Source organism: Mycolicibacterium iranicum, from assembly GCF_014190915.1.
Classification (GTDB): Bacteria; Actinomycetota; Actinomycetes; order Mycobacteriales; family Mycobacteriaceae; genus Mycobacterium; species Mycobacterium iranicum_B.
In genome coordinates, this window is sequence record NZ_JACHVU010000016.1 from 1 (window position 1) to 22,001 (window position 22,001).

The following is a 22,001-nucleotide window of genomic DNA, read 5'->3' on the forward strand; positions in this document are numbered from 1 at the left end:
AAAAAAACATCGCGCCCCCAAACGGGAAAATGCGGACACGACAAAAAAACAACAAACAAAAACCACCAAACACACTATTGAGTTCTCAAACAACAGAGCCTGTTTTAAGGCAACCTCACCAGCCTATATTAGCTCTGGAAGGTAGTCAAGCTGCCGATGTCGGTTCCTTGCGGACCCGGCCGGGCTGCTGAAAGAAATACTACGCGCTGTCGGCGCGTGTCCCAAATCGCCAGCACAGAAGGCTTTTTCGGCCCTCCAAGCCTAGTGGACCCGCTCGATCTCCGCTCCCAAAGCGGCCAGATTTTCCACGAACTTCGGATACCCGCGGTCGATGTGAAACACGTCGTGCACCTCCGTGTCACCATCGGCCACCAGACCGGCCAGCACGAGGCCGGCGCCGGCACGGATGTCCGACGACCACACCGGGGCACTAGACAACTGCGGGATCCCCCGCACGACGGCATGGTGACCATCCGTCCGTGCGTCGGCGCCGAGCCGGATCATCTCCTCCACGAACCGGAACCGTGCTTCGAACACGTTCTCGGTGATCATCGAGGTCCCGTCCGCGACCGCCGCCAGCCCGATGGCCATCGGTTGGAGATCGGTCGGGAAACCCGGGAACGGGAGCGTCGCGACGTTGACCGCTTTGGGCCGCTCGTACTGGACCACCCGGAACCCGTCGTCGGTCTGCGTGACGGTCGCGCCGGCGTCGTGCAGCTTGTGCAACACCAACTGCAGGTGGGCGGGGTCGACCCCGGTGACCGAGATGTCGCCGCGGGTCATCGCGGCCGCTATCCCCCAGGTCGCCGCGACGATCCGGTCGCCGATCACCCGGTGTTCCGTCGGGTAGAGACGGTCGACCCCGGTGATCGTCAGCGTCGACGACCCGGCGCCCGCCACCTGCGCGCCCATCTGATTGAGCATGGTGCACAGATCGACCACGTCGGGTTCGCGGGCGGCGTTGTGGATGGTGGTCACCCCGTCGGCCAGAACCGCTGCCATCAGGATGTTCTCCGTGGCACCGACCGAGGGGAACTCCAGCTGGATCTCCGCGCCGTGCAGATGATCCGCCTCGGCGACGACGCAACCGTGCTCGATGTTGCACCTGGCGCCCAGTTGTCGCAGGCCGGCCTGGTGCATGTCCAGCGGGCGCGATCCGATCGCGTCGCCGCCGGGAAGGGCTACCCGCGCCTTCTTGCACCTGCCCACCAGGGGTCCGAGCACACACACCGAGGCGCGGAACTGCCGGACCGCGGCGAAATCGGCGTCGTACTTCGGCTCGTCGGGAGACGTGATCCGGACGACGTCGCCGTCCAAGTCCACAGTCGCGCCGAGCCCGCGCAGGACTTCTGCCATCAGGGGGACGTCGAGAATGTCGGGGCAGTTGGTGATCGTGCTGGTCCCCTCGGCGAGCAACGCGGCCGCCATCAGCTTCAGCACGCTGTTCTTGGCACCGCCGACAGCCACTTCGCCCGATAACCGACTACCGCCGGTCACCACGAAACGCTCGCTCACGCCGGTCAGTGTAAACAGCCCGCCGAGCCATGTCAGGCTGCCAAGCCGAGCGGCCGGTGCCCACCCCGGTACCGTTTGGGCCATGGCAGTCCACCTGACTCGGATCTACACGCGGACCGGCGATGACGGCACCACCGGGCTCAGCGACTTCAGCCGGGTGTCTAAGAACGACGCACGTCTTGCGGCGTACGCCGACTGCGACGAGGTCAACGCGGCGATCGGCGTCGCGGTCGCGGTCGGAGCGCCCGAAGGGTCGCTGCTGCAGGTCCTGCGCCAGATCCAGAACGACCTGTTCGACGCAGGTGCCGACCTGTCCACCCCGGTCGTGGAGAACCCGGAGTATCCACCCCTGCGGATCAAGCAGGACTACATCGACCGACTCGAGAAGTGGTGCGACGAGTTCAACGAGCCGCTGCCGGCGCTGAATTCGTTCATCCTGCCCGGGGGCACGGCACTGTCGGCGCTGCTGCATGTCGCGCGCACGGTCGCGCGCCGGGCGGAGCGTTCGGCATGGCTGGCCGTCGACGCGTACGGGGAGTCGGTCAGTGTCCTGCCGGCCAAGTACCTCAACCGGTTGTCCGACCTGCTGTTCATCCTGTCTCGCGTCGCCAATCCCGACGGTGACGTGCTGTGGCAGCCGGGGGCTCAGAGCACGTAAGACTCAGTACGAGCGCCGCCGCGCGCGGGGCGAGGGCCGTGACTCCAGCCAGGACGTGAACGCGGTCAGCGCGCCGCGATCGAGGGCGATCTCGTAGCCCCGTCCCCGCTCGGGGCCGGTGTCCCGCAACTCGAGAACGACGATCTCGGCGGTCATGATGTCGAACTCGTCGCCGCGTGGCGCACGCCGCGACACGATCTCGAGGCCACGACGGGTCAGCGTCCGATCCGGCCACCACCGCATGCTGGAAAGCCGGTAGAAGCCGGCTTCGCCTCCGCGGTAGCGCATGACGCCGTGCCGCCAGCCATGTCCGCCGACAGCCGGTACATCACGCAGAATCGCCGCGGTCCCCCCGACCTGCCGCAGCTTCCAGAGCCGGTAGGTGAGGGCGACGACGACGAGGAGCAGCACACCGACGAGCGCGGCCATGAACAGCATGGACGCGCTCATCGGCGGTCAGTCCAGTTGGCCGAGGGCGCGCAGGCGCGCCCGACCCCATGCCGCGGTCCGCTCGTCGTCAGACTCGGAATCCTGCTTCGCCTCGTCGGCGTTGATCTCGTTCTCGAACTCGGCGTTCTCGACCAGGATCCGGACGGCCTCCTCGGTCACGGACAGGAACCCGCCGTCGACCGCGATGCGCAGATCGTCCTCACCCTCGCGTTCGACGCGGACCATGGCGTCGTCGACGAGCTGCGCCACCAACGGGATGTGCCGCGGCAGGATGCCGATCTCGCCCGCCGTGGTGCGGGTGAACACGAACGTCGCGTCACCCGCCCACAGCTCGCGCTCCACGGCCACGATCTCGACGTGCAGATCGGCCATGTCACACCACCTTTCGGTTGGAAGGAGCGCTCATCACAGCTTGGCGCCGAGGCTCTCGGCCTTCTTTGCCAGGTCGTCGAGACCACCGATGAGGAAGAACGCCTGCTCGGGCAGGTGGTCGAAGTCGCCCTTGGTGAGCTTGTCGAACGCCTCGATGGTCTCCTTGAGCGGTACCGTCGAACCGGGCTGACCGGTGAACTGCTCGGCGGCCATCATGTTCTGGCTCAGGAAGCGCTCGATGCGGCGGGCGCGCTGCACCAGCTGCTTGTCCTCTTCGGCCAGCTCGTCGATACCGAGGATCGCGATGATGTCCTGGAGGTCCTTGTAGCGCTGCAGGATCCGGATGACTTCCTGCGCCACGCGGTAGTGCTCGTCGCCGACGACCGACGGGTCCAGGATCGTCGAGGACGAAGCCAGCGGATCCACGGCCGGGAAGATGCCCTTCGAGAACACGGTACGAGAGAGCTCCGTGGTCGCGTCGAGGTGCGCGAACGTGGTGGCCGGGGCCGGGTCGGTGTAGTCGTCGGCGGGCACGTAGACGGCCTGCATCGAGGTGATCGACTTGCCGCGCGTCGAGGTGATGCGCTCCTGGAGCTCACCCATCTCGTCTGCCAGGGTGGGCTGGTAACCCACGGCGGAGGGCATACGGCCGAGCAGCGTCGACACCTCGGAACCGGCCTGGGTGAACCGGAAGATGTTGTCGATGAACAGCAGCACGTCCTGGCCCTGCTCGTCGCGGAAGAACTCCGCCATCGTCAGCGCCGACAGCGCAACGCGCATACGGGTGCCCGGCGGCTCGTCCATCTGACCGAACACCAACGCGGTGTCCTTGAGCACGTTGGCGTCCTCGAGCTCGACCCACAGGTCGTTGCCCTCGCGGGTGCGCTCACCGACACCGGCGAACACCGAGGTACCACCGAAGTTGCGGGCGATGCGGTTGATCATCTCCTGGATGAGCACCGTCTTGCCCACGCCGGCGCCGCCGAACAGGGCGATCTTGCCGCCACGCACATACGGCGTCAGCAGGTCGACGACCTTGAGGCCGGTCTCCAGCATCTCGGTGCGGGGCTCCAGCTCCGAGAACGGCGGCGGCTTGCGGTGGATCGACCAGTGATCGAAGTCCTTGCCATAGCCGGGCTCGTCGAGGCAGTCACCGAGGGCGTTGAACACGTGCCCCTTGACGCCGTCACCGACGGGCACCGAGATCGAGTTGCCCGTGTCGGTGACCTCGACGCCGCGGACAAGTCCGTCCGTCGGCTGCATGGAGATGGTGCGCACCAGGTTGTCGCCGAGGTGCTGCGCGACCTCGAGGGTCAGCGTCTTGGACAGCTCCTTGTAGGAGATGTCAGCGTGCAGCGCGTTGAACAACTCCGGGACGGAGCCGCGCGGGAACTCCACGTCGACCACCGGACCGGTGATGCGGACCACGCGACCGGTGGTCTCCTTGTCTTTGGCTGGTGCACTCATGTTCTTTGGCTTCCTAACGGTGCGTTCTGCTGAAGGTCACTTGGCGTCGGCCAGCGCGTTCGCGCCGCCGACGATCTCGCTGATTTCCTGGGTGATCTGGGCCTGGCGTTCGCGGTTGGCCGCCAGTGTCAGGGACTTGATCAGATCGTCGGCGTTGTCGGTGGCCGATTTCATCGCGCGTCGTCGGGCAGCCGATTCCGACGCCGCCGCCTCGAGCAGCGCTGCGTACACCCGGGTGGCGACGTAGCGCGGCAGCAGCGCGTCGAACAGCGTCTCCGCGTTGGGCTCGAACGAGAACAACGTGCGGGGCCCGTCTTCGGGCTCGTCGTCGCCGACGTACTCGACCACCATCGGAGCGATCCGGCGCGCCACCGCCGACTGCGACAGCATCGACTTGAACTCGGTGAAGACGATGTGCAGTTCGTCGACGCCGAGGACACCGTCATCGCCCGGATTGTCGCCCTCGTCGTCCGCGCCGGACATGAACGCCGACACCAGGGTGTCGGCGATCTCGCGCGACTGCTCGTAGGTGGGCCGCTCCGAGAAGCCGGTCCACGACTCGACGACGTTGCGCTGGCGGAAGTTGTAGAAACCGAGCGCCTTTCGGCCGACGGCGTACAACACCGGATCTTTGCCCTCTTCGCGGAGCAGTGAGTACAGCTCCTCGGCCTGCCGCAGCACGTTGGCGTTGTAGGCACCGCACAGTCCGCGGTCGGACGACACCACCAGCACCGCAGCCCGCCGCGGGTTCTCCCGGGCGACGAGCAGCGGATGGTCCAGCGCGCTGGCGCTCGCCAGCTCGGTGAGCATGTTGGTGATCTCCGTGCTGTACGGCCGAGCGGCTTCCACTCGGGCCTGGGCCTTCGCGATCCGCGAGGTGGCGATCATCTCCTGGGCCTTGGTGATCTTCTTGATCGACCCGGCGGAACGGATCCGCCCGCGTAGCTCACGCAGTGTTGCAGCCATCTAGCTCTCCAGAACCTTTCGGGTCCTACTTCTTGGGGGCCGGCTTGCGGACCTTGACGGACTCTTTCTCGACGTCCTCTTCGTCCATCGCCTCGGCCTCGTGCTCGTTGACCGCGACCGAGCTTCCGTCAGAGGCCGAGAACCCCTTCTTGAACTCGTTGATGATGCCCGTCAGCTTCTCCTGCTCCTCTTCCGGGAACTTCTTGCTCTCCCGGATGCCCTCGAGGATCTCCCTGTGCGAACCCTTCACGTGCTCCAGCAGCTCCTGCTCGAAGCGCGCGACGTCCTCGACGGGAACCGAGTCGAGGTGACCGCCGGTGCCGAGGAAGATCGCGATGACCTGATCCTCGACCGCGTACGGCGTGTACGCGGGCTGCTTCAGCAGCTCCACCAGGCGCGCACCGCGGTCGAGCTGTGCCTTCGAGGCGGGGTCCAGGTCCGAGGCGAACGCGGCGAACGACTCCAGCTCGCGGTACTGCGAGAGCTCCAGACGCAGCGAACCGGCCACCTCTTTCATGGCCTTGATCTGCGCGGCGCCACCGACGCGCGACACCGACACACCGACGTTGATGGCCGGCCGCACACCCTGGTTGAACAGGTCGGACTCCAGGAAGCACTGACCGTCGGTGATCGAGATGACGTTGGTCGGGATGAACGCCGAGATGTCGTTGGCCTTGGTCTCGATGATCGGCAGGCCGGTCATCGAACCACCACCGAGCTCGTCGGACAGCTTCGCGCAACGTTCCAGCAGACGCGAGTGCAGGTAGAACACGTCACCGGGGAACGCCTCGCGGCCCGGCGGGCGGCGCAGCAGCAGCGAGATCGCGCGATAGGCGTCGGCCTGCTTGGACAGGTCGTCGAACACGATCAGCACGTGCTTGCCGTCGTACATCCAGTGCTGGCCGATGGCCGAACCGGTGTACGGCGCCAGCCATTTGAAGCCGGCGGCGTCGGAGGCCGGCGCCGCGACGATGGTGGTGTACTCCATCGCGCCACCCTCTTCGAGGGCCCGCTTCACCGACGCGATCGTGGTGCCCTTCTGGCCGATCGCGACGTACACGCAGCGCACCTGCTTGCTCGGATCGCCGGTCTCCCAGGCCTCGCGCTGGTTCAAGATCGTGTCGACGCAGACCGCGGTCTTGCCGGTCTTGCGGTCGCCGATGATCAGCTGGCGCTGGCCGCGGCCGATCGGGGTCTGGCTGTCGATGGCCTTGATGCCGGTCTGCAGCGGCTCGCCGACGCCCTGGCGCTGCACCACCGACGGCGCCTGCAGCTCGAGAGCGCGACGGGTGTCGGACTCGATGTCGCCCTGACCGTCGATCGGCTGGCCGAGCGGGTTGATGACGCGACCGAGGAACGCGTCGCCGACGGGCACCGAGAGCACCTCGCCGGTGCGCTTGACCTGCTGGCCTTCTTCGATCTTCTCGAATTCACCCAGGATCACCGCGCCGACGCTGTGCTCGTCGAGGTTCAGCGCGACGCCGAGGACGCCGCCGGGGAACTCGAGCAGCTCCTGCGTCATCACCGAGGGCAAGCCCTCGACGTGGGCGATGCCGTCACCGGCATCGATCACGGTGCCGATCTCCTCACGATCGGAATCGGCGGTGAAGGAGGAGACGTAGTCCTCGATCGCGCCTTCGATGTCAGAAGCCGAGATTGTCAACTCTGCCATGGCTTTTCGTCTTCCTGCCTTTGTGTTTCTGTTGCTGTCGAGTTCGGGGGGTCAGTCCGGGAGCCCTGAGCGGGCCGCGGCCAACCGCGATGAGATGGAGCCGTCGATGACCTCGTCACCGACCACGATCAGAAGACCACCGAGTACCTCGGGGTCGACATCGAGCTGAATCGACACCGGCGTGCCGTAGATCCGGCTGAGCACCTCGGTCAGCCGGTTCCGTTGCTCGTCGGACAGTTCGGCAGCCGCGGACACCTCCGCGACGGACTCGCCGCGACGGGCGACGGCCAGCTCGGCCAGATCGTTGACCGCGGCGTCGGCGACCTCACCGCGCAGCAGCTCGATCGTCTGGGTCAGCAGTGCCGCGACGGTGGCGTTCACGCCGCCGCTGCTGTCGAGCACCTTCTTGAGCAGCTCGACGCGCTTGTCGGCAGGGACCGTGGTGTCGCCGAGCAGCCTGCTGAGCTCCGACTCGGAATCGAGCACGCGACCGAAGCGGAACAGCTGATCTTCGACCTCTTCGCTCTGTCCGTCACGCTCGGCACGCGTCAGCAGCGCCAGGCGGGCGACATGCTCCACCGCGTCGACCAGGTTGCCTTCGCTCGACCACCGCTGTGACACAGCGGTTTTCAGTACATCGAGGGTGAGGCCGTCGACCTTGCCGTCGAACAGTCGCTCGACGAGCTGCACCTTGGGGTCCGGCTCGTCGGTCGGTTCGGCGAGATGCTTGTTCAGCGTGGGCTCGGTGAGCAGGAGCTTCGCGACCGCCGACAGGTTGTCGGCCAGGGAGGTCAGGGCGTCGGCGTCGGCACCGTCGGTGGCCGACTCGAACTTCTTGACGACCTCGGCCAGCGCCTCACGGCTCGCGGCGCGCAGGTTCAGCGACGCCCCGGCCTCCAGGACGCTCGGCGACGGAGCCATCTGGTCGAGCTCGTCGAGGAACCGGTCGACCGTGGAGGCCTGCGCGGCGGGATCGGAGACGTAGTTGCGGACGAGCTCCTCGGCCTTCTGCACCGACTCGACGCCGAGGCCCGACCGCAGCTGACGGATCAGCTGCTGTCGCATGAGCTGAACCTGCTGCGCGCCCTGGCTCTTGATGCGCTCGGCTTCCGCGTCGGCCTGCTCGGCCAGCTGCGCCGTGATCCGCTCCGAATCGTGGCGAGCCTCTTCGGTGACCTTCTCGCCCTCGGACTTCGCGTCCTCGACGGCCTTGGCATGCATCGCGTCCGCGTCGGCCAGCTTCTTGCTGGCTTCAGCGCTCTCCTCCAACGCGGCACGGACCGCTTCCTGCTGCTTCTTCATCATGGACCGTACGGGCGGCACGACCCACTTGACGATGATGAAGACGATGACGGCGAAGCCGATCAGCTGTCCGATGAATGTCGACATCTACTGGTTCCCACCTGATTTCACGTCGACACCCAGGATCCGGCTGGCCAGCGTCGCCGACAGTCCGTCCACCGACGACTGCAGCTCCGACTGGGCGGACGAACCCTGTTGTGACAACTGCTCGTCGGCTGTCTTGACGGTCTCGGCGACCTCGCCGCTTGCCGCTGCGCGCTTCTCGTCGACCACCTGCCGGCCGGCGGTGCGGGCTTCGTCGCGGATCGAGGACGCCTCACCGCGTGCTTCGGCCAAGGTCTTGTCGTAGTCCTCGCGGGCTGCGGCGACCTGTTCGGCGGACTTGCGGTTGTCAGCGGCGGTCTTGGCCAGCATCGCCTCCCGCTCGGCCAGCACCTTGCTGATCGGTGGCACAACCCACTTCGCGATCACGCCGAGCACGATCAGGAAGATGAGCAGTACGGCGAAGAAGGTGCCGTTGGGGAGCAGGAAGTTACTCGTCCCGCCCCCCTCCTCCGCCGCGAGAATGGCGGAGGCGAGGTTCGTCGATGTCAGTTCACCCATGTCGCTGAATTAGCCGACCGGTGTGGCGAAGACGAACAGTGCCATGAAGGCGAGGTTGATGAAGTAGGCCGCCTCGACCAGACCGACGGTGATGAAGAACGGCGTGAACAGCCGACCCTGGGCCTCCGGCTGCCGGGCGATACCCGCGATCAGCGCGTTACCGGCGATGCCGTCACCGATACCGGCGCCGATGGCACCGCCGGCCATGATCAGACCACCGCCGATGAGTGCGCCAGCAGCGATTGTGGGGTCCATTTCCTATCCTCCTTGATATCTGACAGAGGGTCTCTGCCAGGGGTTTCTGTGGTCCTTACGTACTAACGACTGGTGGTATCGGGTGGCTCAGTGGTCGTCGTGCTCCAGCTCCATCGACTGGCTGAAGTACAGGATCGTCAGCAGCGAGAAGATGAAGGCCTGGATCAGGCCGACGAACAGGTCGAACGTCTTCCAGACCGCGTTCGGGAGCCACTGGATGTACCAGGGGAACATCGCGATCAAGGCGACCAGGATGCCGCCGGCGAAGATGTTGCCGAAGAGTCGCAGTGCCAGCGAGATCGGCTTGGCGAGTTCCTCGACGATGTTGATCGGTGCGAGGAAGGCGACGTGGCCCTTCACGACCTTGATCGGGTGGCCGATGATGCCGCGGCGCCAGATGCCGGCGGCGTGGTAGCAGATGAACACGAACAGGGCGAGGGCCAGCACGAAGTTGATGTCGGAGGCCGGCGCCTTGTAGAGCTCGGCGGCTGCCCCGTCGGCCCCGCCGTACTGCAGCGGGAACACCGCGAGCCAGTTGGAGATCAGGATGAACACGAAGATGGTCACCGCCAGAGGCAGCACGAACGGCGCCACCTTCATGCCGATGGCCTGCTCGATCTGCTGGCGCATCTGGATGGTCAGCGCCTCCCAGAACAGCTGCACGCCTCCGGGCACGCCGGTGGCGGTCACCTTGGACTTCAGGTAGAAGGCCAGGCCGATGACGATCACCGCGGTGATGGCGGTGGCGAGGATGGTGTCCCCGTTGAACGTCATACCGAACAGCTCGAATACCAGCGTGTGATGCCCGACGTGGATCGGGGCACCACCTTCCTCGGCGGCGAGGACAGTCTCGAACATCTGCGTCATTGGGGTTAGCTCAATCCTTCGCTTCCGTGTCTGCCACGTTGAGCCCCTCGCTGCGAATCTTGCGCAGCACCGGGATGCTGGTGCTCATGACCAGCAACGCCTGGAAAATCGCGAGCCCGAAGAGCACCGCGAGGCCGCCGTTGCCCCTGAAGATGAAGGCGACGGTCAGCGCGAGCGCGGTGATGACGAGCAGGCGGGTGGCCGAGTTCAGCGCCATCTTCTTCTTCAGCGGATGATCGTCGGCGGTGATGCTCTCGACCGCACGGCGCACCAGGAGGGCGTTGATCAGGCCGAGTCCGAGGCCGAGTCCGAAGAATGCTCCGTAGAGGACGTTGCCTCCGAATGCGGCCGCCACCATCGCGAGGGCGGTCAGGGCAACGCACACGATGAACAGGCGCACAGGCCTGAAAGCAACGGACGGAAACACCAACGGCGCGTCTTGCGCTGGCGTCGTCACTGCTTCACCTCAATCCCGCGGTCGTTATCTGGGGACTTCCCCCGATGATCCTGTGCGTGGCGCCCGTAGCGTATCGGAGGGCGTCGCGCGCGCTGGAATCACCCAAGGGGCAGCTCCCTGTTTCGGTCAAAATGTCGGTCGTTGTTCCGCTTCGGACGGCGCCTGAATCGAGGGCACCGAACGAACCGGGGGCCGGCAACCCGCGAGGTCTTTTCGGGTTCTCACCGAACCCTAACACATGGTGAGGGCCACAAAAGAGGGCCTACTACTTTTTGTCGTATATCTCGTCGGAAGCGCCGTTTCGGCGTCTCAACAGCGGGATCAGTGTCACCACGACGGCGACGACGATCGCGCCGGCCATGACCGCCGCGGTGTGCCGGGGGTCGAAGAAGATCGTGCTGGCGGCACCGAGCGCGACGATCCCCACCCACAGGTAGATCAGCAGGACGACCCGCCGGTGTGAATGGCCGATCTCCAGGAGCCGGTGGTGCAGATGCATCTTGTCGGGGCTGAACGGGCTGAGCCCTTTGCGCGTGCGACGGATGATCGCGAGCAGCATGTCCAGCGCCGGCACGAACACGACGGCGACCACCAGCAGGAACGGCGACAGCAGTGCGAACACGTCGCGGGCTCCGTAGGCGGTCTGCGAGATGGGGCCCGCCGCGGTGGTGGACGCGGCGGCCAGCATCAGGCCGATCAGCATGGACCCGGAATCGCCCATGAAGATCCGGGCCTTGTGGAAGTTGTGCGGCAGGAATCCCAGGCACGCGCCGGCCAGGACGACGGAGATGACGGCCGGCGGGTAGAACAGCACGTCACCGCCGTGGTCACGCAGCAGCCCGACCGAGAAGATACAGATCGCCGACGCCGTGATCAGGCCCAGCCCGGCGGCGAGGCCGTCGAGGCCGTCGACGAAGTTCATCGAGTTCACCAGGGCGACGGTGAAGGCCAGCGTCAGCAGGATCGACGCCACCTGATCCAGCACGATGGTGCCGACGCCGCCGATCGGGATGTAGAGGACGCTCCACGCCACACCCATCGTCACGAGGACGCTGGCCGCGGTGATCTGCCCGGCGAACTTGGTGAGCGCGTCGAGGCCCCAACGGTCGTCGATGAGTCCGACGACCATGATCAGGCCACCGGCGACGACGACCGCCGGGAGGCCCGAGGAGTACACGAACCCGCGTGTCAGGGCTGGCAGCTGGGAGGCGAGCAGGACGGCCGCCACCACGCCGATGTACATCGCGAGCCCACCCATGCGCGGGATGGGCTGCAGGTGGACGTCGCGTTCGCGCGGGTAGGCGACGGCGCCCCACTTGATGGCGACGACGCGTACCCAGCCGGTGGCCGCGTACGTGATGATCGCCGCGGTGAGGCCGACCAGCGCGAGCTCACGCAACGGCACACCGGCGCCGCGGTCGGACAGCGCCAGCAGGGTTTCCAGGTGCACGGTCTGCCCGCTCACTCGGTCTGCGCGGTGAGGGTCACCGCCTCCACACCCAGCACCTCGGCGATCGCGTCGACCGTCACCGGGCCCTGGCGCAGCACCCTGGGGTGGGCGCCGGTCAGGTCGACGATCGTCGATGCGGCCTGCTGTTCGGCCGGGCCGCCGTCGAGGTAGACCTCGACGAGGTCGCCCAGTTGCTCGCGGGCCTGTGCGGCGGTCACGGCGGCGGGCCGGCCGGAGATGTTCGCGCTGGAGACCGCCATCGGGCCCACCTCGCGGAGAAGCTCGATGGCCACCGGATGCAGTGGCATCCGCAGCATCACCGTGCCGTTCGCGTCGCCGAGGTCCCACTGCAGCGACGGCGCCTGGCGGACCACCAGACTGAGCGCCCCCGGCCAGAACGCGCGGATGAGCTCCTTGGCACTGTTGGGGACCGTGTAGACGAGCCCCTGGATCGTGTGCCAGGACCCGACGAGCACCGGGACGGGCATGTCGCGTCCGCGGCCCTTGGCGGCCAGCAGCGCGGCGACGGCCTCGCCGTCGAACGCGTCGGCGCCGATGCCGTAGACGGTGTCGGTCGGCATCACGACGAGCCGGCCTCCCTTCAGGGCGCTGATCGCCGACGCGATGCCGGTTTCGCGCTGCCCGGGGTCCGAGCAGTCGAACATCTCGGTCATTCGCGATCTCGCACGTTCACGATGGTCAGCCTCTCACCCGGTCCGTACCGCGGTCACGAAGCGTGCACGGCCGGCGAGGTCGTGTCGTGCCGTGACGTCGACGAAGGCGCCGGAGCGTACGAAGCTGTCCACGGTGCGGTCCGACGTCGTGTCGTCGTGCTCGACGGCGCACCCTCCCCCCGGCCGCAGCAGTCGCGCCGCGACTCCGACGAGCCGGTCGATCACGGCCATCCCGTCGGGCCCGCCGAACAGTGCGTGGGCGGGGTCATGGTCGGCAACTTCGGGTTCCAGCTGCGCGCTCTCGGGAATGTAGGGCGGGTTGGAGACCACGAGGTCCACTGTGCTGTCGAGCTCGGTGAGCAGGTCCGGCGCGGTGGCGTCGGCACGGATCACCTCCACCGGACTGCCGACGGCGTTGCGCCGCGCGTAGGCCAGGGCCTCCTCGGAGTCGTCCACCGCGATCACCCGCGCTGTGGGGAACGCGCTCGCCAACGCCAGCGCCAGCGCCCCCGACCCGGTGCACAGGTCGACGATCACTGGGTCACCCGAAAGTGGTTGCGCGAGAGCCCATTCGAGCAGAGATTCGGTCTCGGGACGCGGGATGAACACCCCCGGGCCGACATGTACGGTCAGCGGACCGAAGGCCGCGGTGCCGGTGAGATGCTGCAGCGGGACGCGCGCGGCGCGCCGGGAGATCAGGTCGTCGTATGCAGCGACGAACGCCGCGTCGGCGTCGGCGAACGCGACCCGGCCCCGCTCGATGCCCAGTACGTGCGCGGCGAGCAGCTCAGCGTCGACACGCGGCGATCCGACCCCCGCGGCAGCCAGCACCTCAGCGGCGTCATGGATCACCTGCCGCATCGTCGTGGGCCGGTCGGCGACGGTCACGTGCTCTGCAGCCGCGTTTGCCTGTCAGCGGCGGCGAGAGCGTCGAACAACGGATCGAGATCGCCGTCGAGCACCTGGTCGAGGTTGTGCGACTTGTAGTTGATCCGGTGGTCGGCGATGCGGTTCTCCGGATAGTTGTACGTCCTGATCCGCTCACTGCGGTCGACGGTCCTGATCTGGCTGGCACGGTCGGCTGAGGCGTCGGCCTGTGCCTGCTCCTCGGCCAGGGCCTGCAGCCGCGCGGCGAGCACCTGCAGCGCGCGAGCCTTGTTCTGCAGCTGAGAGCGCTCGTTCTGGCAGGTGACGACGATCCCGGTGGGCAGATGGGTGATGCGCACCGCCGAGTCGGTGGTGTTGACGCCCTGCCCGCCCTTGCCCGAGGAGCGGTAGACGTCGATCCGCAGATCGGATTCGTCGATCTGGACCTGCTCGACCTCTTCGGGTTCGGGATAGACCAGCACGCCCGCGGCCGAGGTGTGCACCCGTCCCTGGGATTCGGTGACCGGCACGCGTTGCACGCGGTGCACGCCGCCCTCGAACTTCAGCCGCGACCAGACGCCGTCGGCCGAATCGCCCTTGCCGGCGATCGAGAGGGTGGCGTCCTTGTAGCCCCCGAGATCCGAGGTGGTCTCGCCGAGCATGGTGACGGTCCAGCCGTGGCGCTCGGCGTACCGGATGTACATGCGCGCGAGGTCGGCGGCGAACAACGCGGACTCCTCGCCGCCCTCCCCCGACTTGACCTCGAGGACGATGTCGTCGGCGTCATGCGGATCGCGCGGCGCGAGCAGATCGGTCAGCTGGGTCTCGAGTTCGGCGACCGTGGCCGTCAGCTCGTCCACCTCCGCGGCGAACGACGCGTCGTCGGCGGCGAGCTCGCGGGCCGCTTCGAGATCGCCGCGCGCGGCCTCGAGCTTCCGGTGCGTCGCGACGATCGGGGAGATCTGCGCGAAACGACGCCCGACCCTTTTGGCCGCTGCCGCGTCGGCATGCAGTTCGGGGTCGGAGAGCCGCTGTTCGAGCTCGCCGTACTCAGCGAGAATCGCGTCGATCGCCGGTGCGGTCTCGGTCATCTCGCCTCCTTTGCTGCTCTACCCAGATGCGCGAAACGGCGCCCGGCCTGCACGCGGAGCGGCAGAGCGGGCGCCGTGGCAACAGTTATTTGCTGCGCTTGCCGTAGCGCTTCTCGAAGCGCGCGACGCGGCCGCCGCTGTCGAGGATCTTCTGCTTGCCGGTGTAGAACGGGTGGCACTGCGAGCAGACCTCGACGGTGATGTTGCCGCTCTTCTTGGTGCTGCGGGTGGTGAAGCTGGCACCACAGCCGCACAGCACGGTGGTCTCTACGTAGTCAGGGTGAATGCCTGTTTTCATTGGGTCCTCTTCGATCGTGGGATCCGGGTCGCCCTCCCGCCCGACATGTTCGGGTGGAAGCGTGCGGCGTGAACCGGAACCGAGGTGACGGCACCCGGCCGGAGGCCGGAAGGCTGGCCCAGATTATGCCAGGTCAACCACCAACAGCCTAAACGCGCATCCCGTGACAGCTATTCCGCGCCGGCGGCGGTGTGGGACACCTCGACATAGGACCGGCCCTCGCGTTTCCACAACGTCCGGCCCGCCGGGTCGGTGCCCATGGCGACGAGTTCGCGCTTGAGCACCTTGTTGGTCGCGGTGCTGGGCAGCGCATCGGCGATCCACACGTGGCGCGGCCACGCCTTGGGTGACAGATCCGGTTGCGCGGCCAGGAACCGGCCGAACTCCTCGGGGGTCAGGGTGGCGTCGTCCTGCAGCACGATCGCGGCCATCACCTGGTCGCCGACGTGCTCGTCGGGCACCGGGTAGACGGCGACGGTGCTGACCGCGGGCAGCCGGATCAGAATCCGCTCGATCGGCGCCGAGGTCATGTTCTCGCCGTCCACGCGCATCCAGTCGGCGGTGCGGCCGGCGAGGTAGATCCAGCCGTCGGCGTCCCGGTAGGCCAGATCACCGGTCCAGAACATGCCGTGGCGCATCCGCTCGTCCGTGGCCCCCGGGTCGTTGTAATAGCCGGCGAACATGCCGGCTCCCTGGGTGTTGACCAGTTCGCCGATGGCGTCGTCCCCGTTGGTCAGCGCGCCGGCCTCGTCGAACTCGGCCACGGCACATTCGTTGAGCGTCTCGGAGTCGTAGATGGCGACCCCGGGAAAACCCTTGCCGATGGAGCCGGCCGGGCAGCCGTCCTCACGCGTGACGGTCACCGCGTTCTCGGTGGAGCCGAAACCGTCCCAGACCTCACAGCCGAACCGCCGGGCGAACTCTGCGATGTCGCGGTCGCTGGCCTCGTTTCCGAACGCCACACGCAACGGGTTCTCGATGTCGTCCGGTTTCTCCGGTCCAGCCAGGATGTAGGCCAGGGGCTTGCCGACGTAGTTCATGTAGGTGGCGCCGTACCGGCGGATGTCGTCGAGGAAGCCCGACGCCGTGAACTGGGCGGGCGCCATCGCGGCACCGGAGTTCAGGGCCACGGACCAGCCCGCCAGCACGGCGTTGCTGTGGAACAGCGGCATCGAGAGGTAGCAGACGTCGTCGGGGGTCAGCGCGTAGCGGCCCGCCAGCGCCGCGCCGGCCAGCAGCACCATGGCGTGCATCATCTTGACGGCCTTAGGGTCGCCGCTGGTGCCCGAGGTGAAGATCAGCATGTAGGTGTCTGTCGCCGACACCTCCCGGTAGGGCGTGAGCTCCCCCGCCCCGTCGAGAAGTTCTTTCCACTCAGGGCTGCCGACCACGAGCACGGTCGTATCCGCGAGGTCGAGCCCGTCGAGCAGTCCCCGGTGCGTCTCGTCGGTGACGACGATCTGGCAGTCCGCCCGGCGGATGTCGCGGGCGAGGGCCTCTCCGCGGCGGGTGTTGTTGATGCCGCACACCACGTAGCCACCCAGACCGGCCGCAGCCATCGCGGTGAGCATGTCGGGAGTGTTGCCCAGCAGCACACCGACGTGGAGCGGACGCCGGGAGTCGGCCGCGCCGATCAGGGCCGCGGCCTGGGTTCCGGCCTCGTCGAGGTGTTCACGCCACGTCCACGTCCGGTCGTGGTACTTCATCGCGATGCCCTCGTCGCCCGCACGCTCCCGCAGGAGCTGCTGAACTGTCTCGGCCAACCCGCCCGCCTTCCCCATAGTGAACAGATTCGGACATGTGTCTACTACCCGAGTCCGCGAAGCGTACCTCAGCCCAGACGAGCACTTCATTTGCGAAGATATGTCGATGAGCGTGGGCGCCGTTGCCAATCCAGTGCCGAATACCTCGGCTGATCCGGGAGCTGACCCGGGAGCCGACCCGGCGACGAAGCCCGGGAGCCGATCCGTGCGGGATCGGTTGATCGACGCGGCGGAACAGTGCCTGACCGCGAAGGGGATCCGCGCCACCACGGTGTCCGAGGTCGCCGAGGTGGCCGGGGTGAGCCGTGGCTGGCTCTACCGTCACTTCCCGGACAAGTCCGAGCTGCTCGGGGCAGCCATCGTCCGCCTCAACGACGCATTCTGGACCGAATCGCGGACGCGACTGGATGGGCTGACGCGGCTCGACGAACAGATCGCCGCCGGAGTGGCGCTCGCGCGCAGAGAGTCCGAAACCCCCGGCGCACTGGTGCTCAAGCTCCGCCAGGAAGAACCCGAGGCGTTCACGGCCTGCGTCGGACTGGGCGTGCGCGGGTTGATCCCGGAAATCGCCGCGTTCTGGGAGTCCTACATCCAAGCGGCCGTGGACCGCGGAGAAATCCACCCCGGCACCGACCGCGCCGAGGCCGCGGAGTGGATCGCGCGGATCATGATGAGCCTGGCCACCGTTCCCGGCGAGCAGTGCGACGTCGACGATCACGGCTCGGTGCTGCGCCATGCGCGCCGCTACATCGTGGCCGCGCTGCGCAGCGATCCGTCCGGCAGCTGATCACGGCGTGAGCGTGACGGCGGAGCGTCGCCCTGTCATGGCCATCAACAGGTCGGCGATCGGAGCGGCCACCTCACGCCCGTCCCCGACCGCGAAGTCGACGTCGGTTGCCACCAACCTGATTGGGCCGAACCGCTTCCGGGCGTGAAACGGAAACCCCATCGCCCACACGCGCTGCGCGGACACCGCGGCGTCCTCGACCGGCATCGGCGAGTCGATGCCCAACGGAACGCAGATGTCCTGGGTGTGCACGAGGACGTCGGTGAGCGGTTCGATCTCTGTGGTGCCGGGTGGATGACGCCGGGATCCGGCCATCGCACGGAGATCCGTCGCGATCTGGGCCGGCGAACGCGCGTCCGTGACGGCCATGCGATGGATGGCGGCGTTGAAGCGAAATCCGCTGCGGGCAGCGGCCGTCAGCAAGCGCGGCATGCCGATTCCGGAGTGCGTCACGTGCGCGGCCACATGTCGCACCGTCCATCCGGCGCACAGCGACGGGGTGTCCCACACCCCCGCGCCGCGCGCATCGATGCGTTCGACGAGGTCGGCCAACTCGTCGCGTCGGCGGTCGATGTGCTCCCACACGGTGTCGTGGTCCATCCCTGCCTCCGAGGCGTTTAGTCAGCTTTCCTGACGAAATATAGTCAGGTCCCCGTACTAAAGTCAAGGCATGGACGACCAGCCGAATACCGCGGTGTTGATGTTCATCGCCCACCGCGACGTGGAGAGCCGGGTGATGGCGGCGCTCGCAGAATCGGGCGCCGAGGATCTGACCATCGCCCAGTCACGGCTGATGCAACGCCTGGACCCGGGCGGGATGCGTCTGACCGACCTGGCCGAACAGGCCCGCGTGACCAAGCAGACCGCGGGCGCCCTCGTCGACCAACTGGAGCGCGCCGGCTACGTGACGCGCCGACCCGACCCCACCGACGCCCGCGCACGGCTGGTCACCCTCAGCGACACGGGCGTCGAGGTGTGCCGACGCGCAGGCGCCGAAGTACAGCGTGTCGAGGTCCGATGGCGAGAACACCTGGGTGACACAGCGTTCGACGCGATGCGCGCCGCGCTGATCTCACTTCGCGAGATCACCGACCCGTATCGGTGACCGCAGCCGCCTAGTCGTGGTCGTTGCCGCCAGGGGTGTTCTTCGAGACCTGGACCAGGAACTCGTAGTTGTTCTTGGTCTTGCGCAGCTGGCTCATCAACAGATCGATGGCCTGGTGCGGATCCAGCCCCGAAAGGACGCGGCGCAGCTTGTGCACGACCGCGAACTCGTCGGTGGACAACAGCAGCTCGTCCTTGCGGGTGCCCGACGGGTTGACGTCGACCGCGGGGAACACCCGCCGCTCGGCGATCTTGCGGTCCAGCTTGAGCTCGGCGTTGCCGGTGCCCTTGAACTCCTCGAAGATCACCGTGTCGCCGGTCGATCCGGTCTCGACCATGGCCGTGGCGATGATCGTGAGCGAGCCACCCTCTTCGATGTTGCGTGCCGCGCCGAGGAACCGCTTCGGCGGGTACAGCGCGGTGGAGTCGACACCACCGGACAGGATGCGGCCCGACGCCGGGGAGGCGTTGTTGTAGGCGCGGCCCAGGCGGGTGATGGAGTCGAGCAGCACGACGACGTCCTTGCCCTGCTCCACGAGGCGCTTGGCGCGTTCGATCGCGAGCTCGGCGGCCTGGGTGTGGTCTGACGGCGGACGGTCGAAGGTGGAGGCGATGACCTCACCCTTCACCGAGCGCTGCATGTCGGTGACCTCTTCGGGACGCTCGTCGACGAGCACCACCATCAGGTGACATTCGGGGTTGTTGCGGGTGATCGCATTCGCGATGTCCTGCATGATCGTGGTCTTACCGGCCTTGGGCGGGGACACGATCAGGGCGCGCTGGCCCTTGCCGATCGGCATGATCAGGTCGATCACGCGCGTGGTGAGCTTGTCGCCGCTGGTCTCCAGCCGCAGACGCTGGTTCGGGTACAGCGGCGTGAGCTTGGTGAACTCGGGCCGCTTCTTGGCCTCTTCGACGGCCTTGCCGTTGACGGTGTCCAGGCGAACCAGCGGATTGAATTTCTGCCGCGGGTTCTTGTCGCCGCCGTCGGCCTCTCGGGGAACGCGCACGGCGCCGGTGACGGCGTCACCGCGGCGCAGGCCGTTCTTGCGGACCATGTTCATCGACACGTAGACGTCGTTGGGTCCGGCCAGGTAGCCCGAGGTCCGCACGAACGCGTAGTTGTCCAGGACGTCGAGGATGCCCGCGACGGGCTGCACGACGTCGTCCTCGCGCAGTTCGGTGTCGCGCTCGCCGCCGCCGGATCCGCCCTCGCCACCGCGCTCGCGGCGCCTGCGATCGCGGAACCGCCGGCCGCGCCGGCCCTGGCGGCCGTCGCCGTCGTCATCGTCGTCGTTGCGACCGCCACCGCCACCGCCCCCGCGATTCTGGCCACCCTGCTGGTTGCCGTCGCCGCGGTTGTCGGAGTCCGAATCGTTCCTGGAGTCATTCCGGGAATCGTTTCGGGAGTCGTTGCGCGAATCGTTCTTCGCGTCGTTCCGGTTGTCCCGGTTGCCCTGGTTCCTGGACTCGCGGTTGTCGTCGCGGCCGCCCTGGTTGTCCTGCTGCGTCTTCTTGGCGCCGGACTCGGGATCGTCGCTCCGGGTGTTCTCGCCCTTGTCGGCGCGGTCCCTGGCCTGGTTACGGTCCTGGCCACCGTCGTTGGACCGGCCACCGTCGTTGGACCGGCCACCGTCGTTGGACCGGCCACCGTCGTTGGACCGGCCACCGTCGTTGGACTGGTTTGCGTAGCCGTCCTGGGCGGCGGCCTGCTCGCCGCTGTTGGGTCCGCCCTGCTGGCGGGAGGCGCCCCGGCGTTCGCGGCGGCGCTGCTGCGGCTGGCCGTCGGCGGCCTGCTCGGGCGCGGCGGTTTCGGCGGGTGCAGCCGCGGTCTCGGCGGGTGCAGGCGCGGTCTCGTTCTTGGCTCCGGACGAGCCGTTGGATTCACCACGGCGCTCACGGATGGCGGCGATCAGTTCGCCCTTGCGCATCCCCGAGGCGCCTTCGACACCGATCTCCTTGGCCATCGCCCGCAGTTCGGGCAGGACGAGGCTGGTCAGCGCGCCACCGCGACGTGCGGGGGCAGCCGCCGTCGGGGCATCGTCCGCCGCGGGGGCGGATGCGGGGGTGTCAGTGCTCACGGAGGTGGGCTGCTCAGTGTTTTCGGCGCCACCAGCCGTGATGAGGTCCGTATCAGTCACGGATTTCCTTTCTTCCCTCGCTGATCGAGTCACGCGGGGGTTCAGTGCGCTCAGCCAATCTGCTGAACGCCTAGGTCACACCATTGCCATCGCAACGATGATCACCGGGTTTCGCCGGGATACGGCGAACCGTCAGTCCACAAATTTGAACACCTGAAAGAAGAGTCGTCCTAGTGTCGGCGCAGGCAGAAGCTGCGATTGCTGGACGAAAGCGAGAATAACCCGCATCTGGGTCGGAAGCAAGAAACCCTGCGATCCGCATGTTGCAGGTATTACTGCACCAACCGGCTCTCGACGCCGACTCCGGACGCCCAGGTGACACCGTGTCCCACGGTCATCTTCAAGACCGCGAACCCGTTCCGCTCGCCGTGATCGACGGCTTCGGCGGGCAACTCGGGCTCGGTGCTCAACGCGAGTACCGCAGGCCCGGCGCCTGACAGCACTCCTGCCACGCCACAACGCCGCAATACGTCGAGGTATTCCGCCGAGGCCGGCATCGCCGCCGCGCGCTGCGGCTGGTGGAGCACGTCCTCGGTGGCCACCATCAGCAGGTCCGGCCGCTCCGTCAGCGCTACGACCAGCAGCGCGGATCGGCTCAGATTGAACCGGGCCGACGCGTGGCTGACCTGTTCGGGCAACAGCACCCGGGTCTCCGCGGTCGACGAGCGGACCTGCGGGATGCCGACGAACACCGTGATGCCGGGGTGCAGCGCAATGGGTGCAGCCGCATAGCGGGACTGGTCCCCTTGCCGGTCCCCCTCGGCCTCGGTCCAGGCCACCACCGCGCCACCCAGGACTGCCGCGGCCGCGTTGTCGGGGTGGCCCTCGAACTCCGAGGACACCTGTACCAGCCGCTCGACCGACATGGTGTCCGAATCAACCTGCGCAGCAATGCCGTTCGCAACCGCAAGGCCTCCGACCACTGCCGCCGCCGATGACCCCAGCCCCCTTGAGTGCGGGATGGCGTTGCGGCAGCGCACGATCAGGCCGGCCGCAGCCACCCCGTTCTCTCTGAGCCCACGTTCGATCGCCCGCACCACCAGATGCGAACCGTCGAGCGGAACCTGTCCCGCACCCTCGCCCTCCACCTCGACGACGAGACCCGATTCGGTTGTCTCTACGACGATTTCGTCGTACAGGCTGACCGCCATGCCCATGCTGTCGAAGCCGGGACCGAGGTTGGCGCTGGACGCGGGGACCTCGGCGGTCGCCGTCAGGCCGGGCGGCAGGATACGGGTCACG

General features: G+C 67.4%; 23 protein-coding genes. 3 read left to right on the forward strand and 20 right to left on the reverse strand.

The window, feature by feature from the left end; genetic code table 11:
- Window positions 1-261 precede the first annotated feature (261 nt).
- Complete coding sequence (gene murA, locus FHR72_RS23840) at window positions 262-1,515, reverse strand: UDP-N-acetylglucosamine 1-carboxyvinyltransferase (protein WP_183473185.1); 1,254 nt, start codon at window positions 1,513-1,515, stop codon at window positions 262-264.
- 82 nt (window positions 1,516-1,597) lie between these two features.
- On the opposite strand from murA, the gene FHR72_RS23845 reads away from it, so the two are divergent.
- Window positions 1,598-2,173: a cob(I)yrinic acid a,c-diamide adenosyltransferase gene (locus FHR72_RS23845; protein ID WP_183473188.1), complete on the forward strand. Its 576-nt coding sequence runs from the start codon at window positions 1,598-1,600 to the stop codon at window positions 2,171-2,173.
- A 3-nt stretch (window positions 2,174-2,176) separates the two neighbouring features.
- Here FHR72_RS23845 and FHR72_RS23850 read toward each other — a convergent pair whose 3' ends face one another.
- From FHR72_RS23850 to fadD1, 16 genes are all read right to left on the reverse strand, one after another.
- Window positions 2,177-2,623, reverse strand: a complete 447-nt coding sequence (locus tag FHR72_RS23850) for a DUF2550 domain-containing protein (protein ID WP_183473191.1) — start codon at window positions 2,621-2,623, stop codon at window positions 2,177-2,179.
- Window positions 2,624-2,629: 6 nt separating this feature from the next.
- Window positions 2,630-2,995, reverse strand: coding sequence for a F0F1 ATP synthase subunit epsilon (locus tag FHR72_RS23855; protein ID WP_183473194.1), 366 nt, complete (start codon window positions 2,993-2,995; stop codon window positions 2,630-2,632).
- A gap of 33 nt (window positions 2,996-3,028) precedes the next feature.
- Window positions 3,029-4,462, reverse strand: a complete 1,434-nt coding sequence (gene atpD / locus FHR72_RS23860; protein WP_183473197.1) for a F0F1 ATP synthase subunit beta — start codon at window positions 4,460-4,462, stop codon at window positions 3,029-3,031.
- Window positions 4,463-4,498: 36 nt separating this feature from the next.
- A complete protein-coding gene (locus FHR72_RS23865; RefSeq protein ID WP_183473200.1) occupies window positions 4,499-5,428 on the reverse strand; it encodes a F0F1 ATP synthase subunit gamma in 930 nt (309 codons plus the stop codon).
- Window positions 5,429-5,453: 25 nt separating this feature from the next.
- Entirely contained in the window at window positions 5,454-7,100 is a 1,647-nt protein-coding gene (gene atpA, locus FHR72_RS23870; RefSeq protein WP_183473203.1) for a F0F1 ATP synthase subunit alpha, read from the reverse strand.
- Window positions 7,101-7,151: 51 nt separating this feature from the next.
- Window positions 7,152-8,489, reverse strand: coding sequence for a F0F1 ATP synthase subunit B/delta (locus FHR72_RS23875; RefSeq protein ID WP_183473206.1), 1,338 nt, complete (start codon window positions 8,487-8,489; stop codon window positions 7,152-7,154).
- Entirely contained in the window at window positions 8,490-9,005 is a 516-nt protein-coding gene (locus tag FHR72_RS23880; protein ID WP_183473209.1) for a F0F1 ATP synthase subunit B, read from the reverse strand.
- A 9-nt stretch (window positions 9,006-9,014) separates the two neighbouring features.
- On the reverse strand, window positions 9,015-9,260 hold the full coding sequence (locus FHR72_RS23885; RefSeq protein WP_024449289.1) for a F0F1 ATP synthase subunit C: 246 nt from the start codon (window positions 9,258-9,260) through the stop codon (window positions 9,015-9,017).
- An 87-nt stretch (window positions 9,261-9,347) separates the two neighbouring features.
- Window positions 9,348-10,118, reverse strand: a complete 771-nt coding sequence (gene atpB, locus FHR72_RS23890) for a F0F1 ATP synthase subunit A (protein ID WP_183473212.1) — start codon at window positions 10,116-10,118, stop codon at window positions 9,348-9,350.
- Window positions 10,119-10,137: 19 nt separating this feature from the next.
- Window positions 10,138-10,584, reverse strand: a complete 447-nt coding sequence (locus tag FHR72_RS23895; protein WP_183473215.1) for an ATP synthase subunit I — start codon at window positions 10,582-10,584, stop codon at window positions 10,138-10,140.
- A gap of 265 nt (window positions 10,585-10,849) precedes the next feature.
- Window positions 10,850-12,049, reverse strand: a complete 1,200-nt coding sequence (locus FHR72_RS23900; protein WP_183473218.1) for a glycosyltransferase family 4 protein — start codon at window positions 12,047-12,049, stop codon at window positions 10,850-10,852.
- On the reverse strand, window positions 12,046-12,708 hold the full coding sequence (locus FHR72_RS23905; protein ID WP_183473221.1) for an L-threonylcarbamoyladenylate synthase: 663 nt from the start codon (window positions 12,706-12,708) through the stop codon (window positions 12,046-12,048). Before FHR72_RS23905 ends, FHR72_RS23900 begins: the two co-directional genes overlap by 4 nt.
- 33 nt (window positions 12,709-12,741) lie before the next feature.
- A complete protein-coding gene (gene prmC / locus FHR72_RS23910; RefSeq protein ID WP_183473406.1) occupies window positions 12,742-13,569 on the reverse strand; it encodes a peptide chain release factor N(5)-glutamine methyltransferase in 828 nt (275 codons plus the stop codon).
- Window positions 13,570-13,592: 23 nt separating this feature from the next.
- On the reverse strand, window positions 13,593-14,666 hold the full coding sequence (gene prfA / locus FHR72_RS23915; RefSeq protein WP_183473224.1) for a peptide chain release factor 1: 1,074 nt from the start codon (window positions 14,664-14,666) through the stop codon (window positions 13,593-13,595).
- Window positions 14,667-14,751: 85 nt separating this feature from the next.
- Complete coding sequence (gene rpmE, locus FHR72_RS23920; RefSeq protein WP_183473226.1) at window positions 14,752-14,964, reverse strand: 50S ribosomal protein L31; 213 nt, start codon at window positions 14,962-14,964, stop codon at window positions 14,752-14,754.
- A 170-nt stretch (window positions 14,965-15,134) separates the two neighbouring features.
- On the reverse strand, window positions 15,135-16,727 hold the full coding sequence (gene fadD1, locus FHR72_RS23925; RefSeq protein WP_183473409.1) for a fatty-acid--CoA ligase FadD1: 1,593 nt from the start codon (window positions 16,725-16,727) through the stop codon (window positions 15,135-15,137).
- 100 nt (window positions 16,728-16,827) lie between these two features.
- Here fadD1 and FHR72_RS23930 point away from each other — a divergent pair, with 100 nt between their 5' ends.
- Window positions 16,828-17,514 carry a TetR/AcrR family transcriptional regulator gene (locus tag FHR72_RS23930; protein WP_183473230.1) on the forward strand — a complete coding sequence of 229 codons (687 nt, stop codon included), beginning with the start codon at window positions 16,828-16,830 and terminating at the stop codon, window positions 17,512-17,514.
- On the opposite strand, the gene FHR72_RS23935 is transcribed toward FHR72_RS23930, so the two are convergent.
- The gene (locus tag FHR72_RS23935; RefSeq protein ID WP_183473234.1) at window positions 17,515-18,114 is read right to left on the reverse strand and encodes a maleylpyruvate isomerase family mycothiol-dependent enzyme; all 600 of its coding nucleotides are present in this window, start codon (window positions 18,112-18,114) and stop codon (window positions 17,515-17,517) included.
- A gap of 70 nt (window positions 18,115-18,184) precedes the next feature.
- Between FHR72_RS23935 and FHR72_RS23940 the strand changes: the two genes are divergently transcribed.
- The gene (locus tag FHR72_RS23940) at window positions 18,185-18,619 is read left to right on the forward strand and encodes a MarR family winged helix-turn-helix transcriptional regulator (protein WP_183473237.1); all 435 of its coding nucleotides are present in this window, start codon (window positions 18,185-18,187) and stop codon (window positions 18,617-18,619) included.
- A gap of 10 nt (window positions 18,620-18,629) precedes the next feature.
- On the opposite strand, the gene rho is transcribed toward FHR72_RS23940, so the two are convergent.
- Together rho and thrB are read right to left on the reverse strand one after the other, a co-directional pair.
- Entirely contained in the window at window positions 18,630-20,759 is a 2,130-nt protein-coding gene (rho, locus tag FHR72_RS23945; RefSeq protein WP_183473240.1) for a transcription termination factor Rho, read from the reverse strand.
- Window positions 20,760-21,031: 272 nt separating this feature from the next.
- The gene (gene thrB / locus FHR72_RS23950; RefSeq protein WP_183473243.1) at window positions 21,032-22,000 is read right to left on the reverse strand and encodes a homoserine kinase; all 969 of its coding nucleotides are present in this window, start codon (window positions 21,998-22,000) and stop codon (window positions 21,032-21,034) included.
- Between the last annotated feature and the right edge of the window lies 1 nt (window position 22,001).

Bases quoted from the DNA above. Each gene is read 5' to 3' on its own strand.
- prmC (WP_183473406.1), bottom strand. From the start codon at position 13,569: ATGCGGCAGGTGATCCATGACGCCGCTGAGGTGCTGGCTGCCGCGGGG.
- FHR72_RS23885 (WP_024449289.1), bottom strand. From the start codon at position 9,260: ATGGACCCCACAATCGCTGCTGGCGCACTCATCGGCGGTGGTCTGATC.
- FHR72_RS23855 (WP_183473194.1), bottom strand. From the start codon at position 2,995: ATGGCCGATCTGCACGTCGAGATCGTGGCCGTGGAGCGCGAGCTGTGG.
- prfA (WP_183473224.1), bottom strand. From the start codon at position 14,666: ATGACCGAGACCGCACCGGCGATCGACGCGATTCTCGCTGAGTACGGC.
- FHR72_RS23875 (WP_183473206.1), bottom strand. From the start codon at position 8,489: ATGTCGACATTCATCGGACAGCTGATCGGCTTCGCCGTCATCGTCTTC.
- atpB (WP_183473212.1), bottom strand. From the start codon at position 10,118: ATGTTCGAGACTGTCCTCGCCGCCGAGGAAGGTGGTGCCCCGATCCAC.
- atpA (WP_183473203.1), bottom strand. From the start codon at position 7,100: ATGGCAGAGTTGACAATCTCGGCTTCTGACATCGAAGGCGCGATCGAG.
- FHR72_RS23845 (WP_183473188.1), top strand. From the start codon at position 1,598: ATGGCAGTCCACCTGACTCGGATCTACACGCGGACCGGCGATGACGGC.
- FHR72_RS23930 (WP_183473230.1), top strand. From the start codon at position 16,828: ATGTCGATGAGCGTGGGCGCCGTTGCCAATCCAGTGCCGAATACCTCG.
- FHR72_RS23905 (WP_183473221.1), bottom strand. From the start codon at position 12,708: ATGACCGAGATGTTCGACTGCTCGGACCCCGGGCAGCGCGAAACCGGC.
- FHR72_RS23850 (WP_183473191.1), bottom strand. From the start codon at position 2,623: ATGAGCGCGTCCATGCTGTTCATGGCCGCGCTCGTCGGTGTGCTGCTC.
- FHR72_RS23865 (WP_183473200.1), bottom strand. From the start codon at position 5,428: ATGGCTGCAACACTGCGTGAGCTACGCGGGCGGATCCGTTCCGCCGGG.
- rpmE (WP_183473226.1), bottom strand. From the start codon at position 14,964: ATGAAAACAGGCATTCACCCTGACTACGTAGAGACCACCGTGCTGTGC.
- FHR72_RS23880 (WP_183473209.1), bottom strand. From the start codon at position 9,005: ATGGGTGAACTGACATCGACGAACCTCGCCTCCGCCATTCTCGCGGCG.
- FHR72_RS23940 (WP_183473237.1), top strand. From the start codon at position 18,185: ATGGACGACCAGCCGAATACCGCGGTGTTGATGTTCATCGCCCACCGC.
- atpD (WP_183473197.1), bottom strand. From the start codon at position 4,462: ATGAGTGCACCAGCCAAAGACAAGGAGACCACCGGTCGCGTGGTCCGC.
- FHR72_RS23935 (WP_183473234.1), bottom strand. From the start codon at position 18,114: ATGGACCACGACACCGTGTGGGAGCACATCGACCGCCGACGCGACGAG.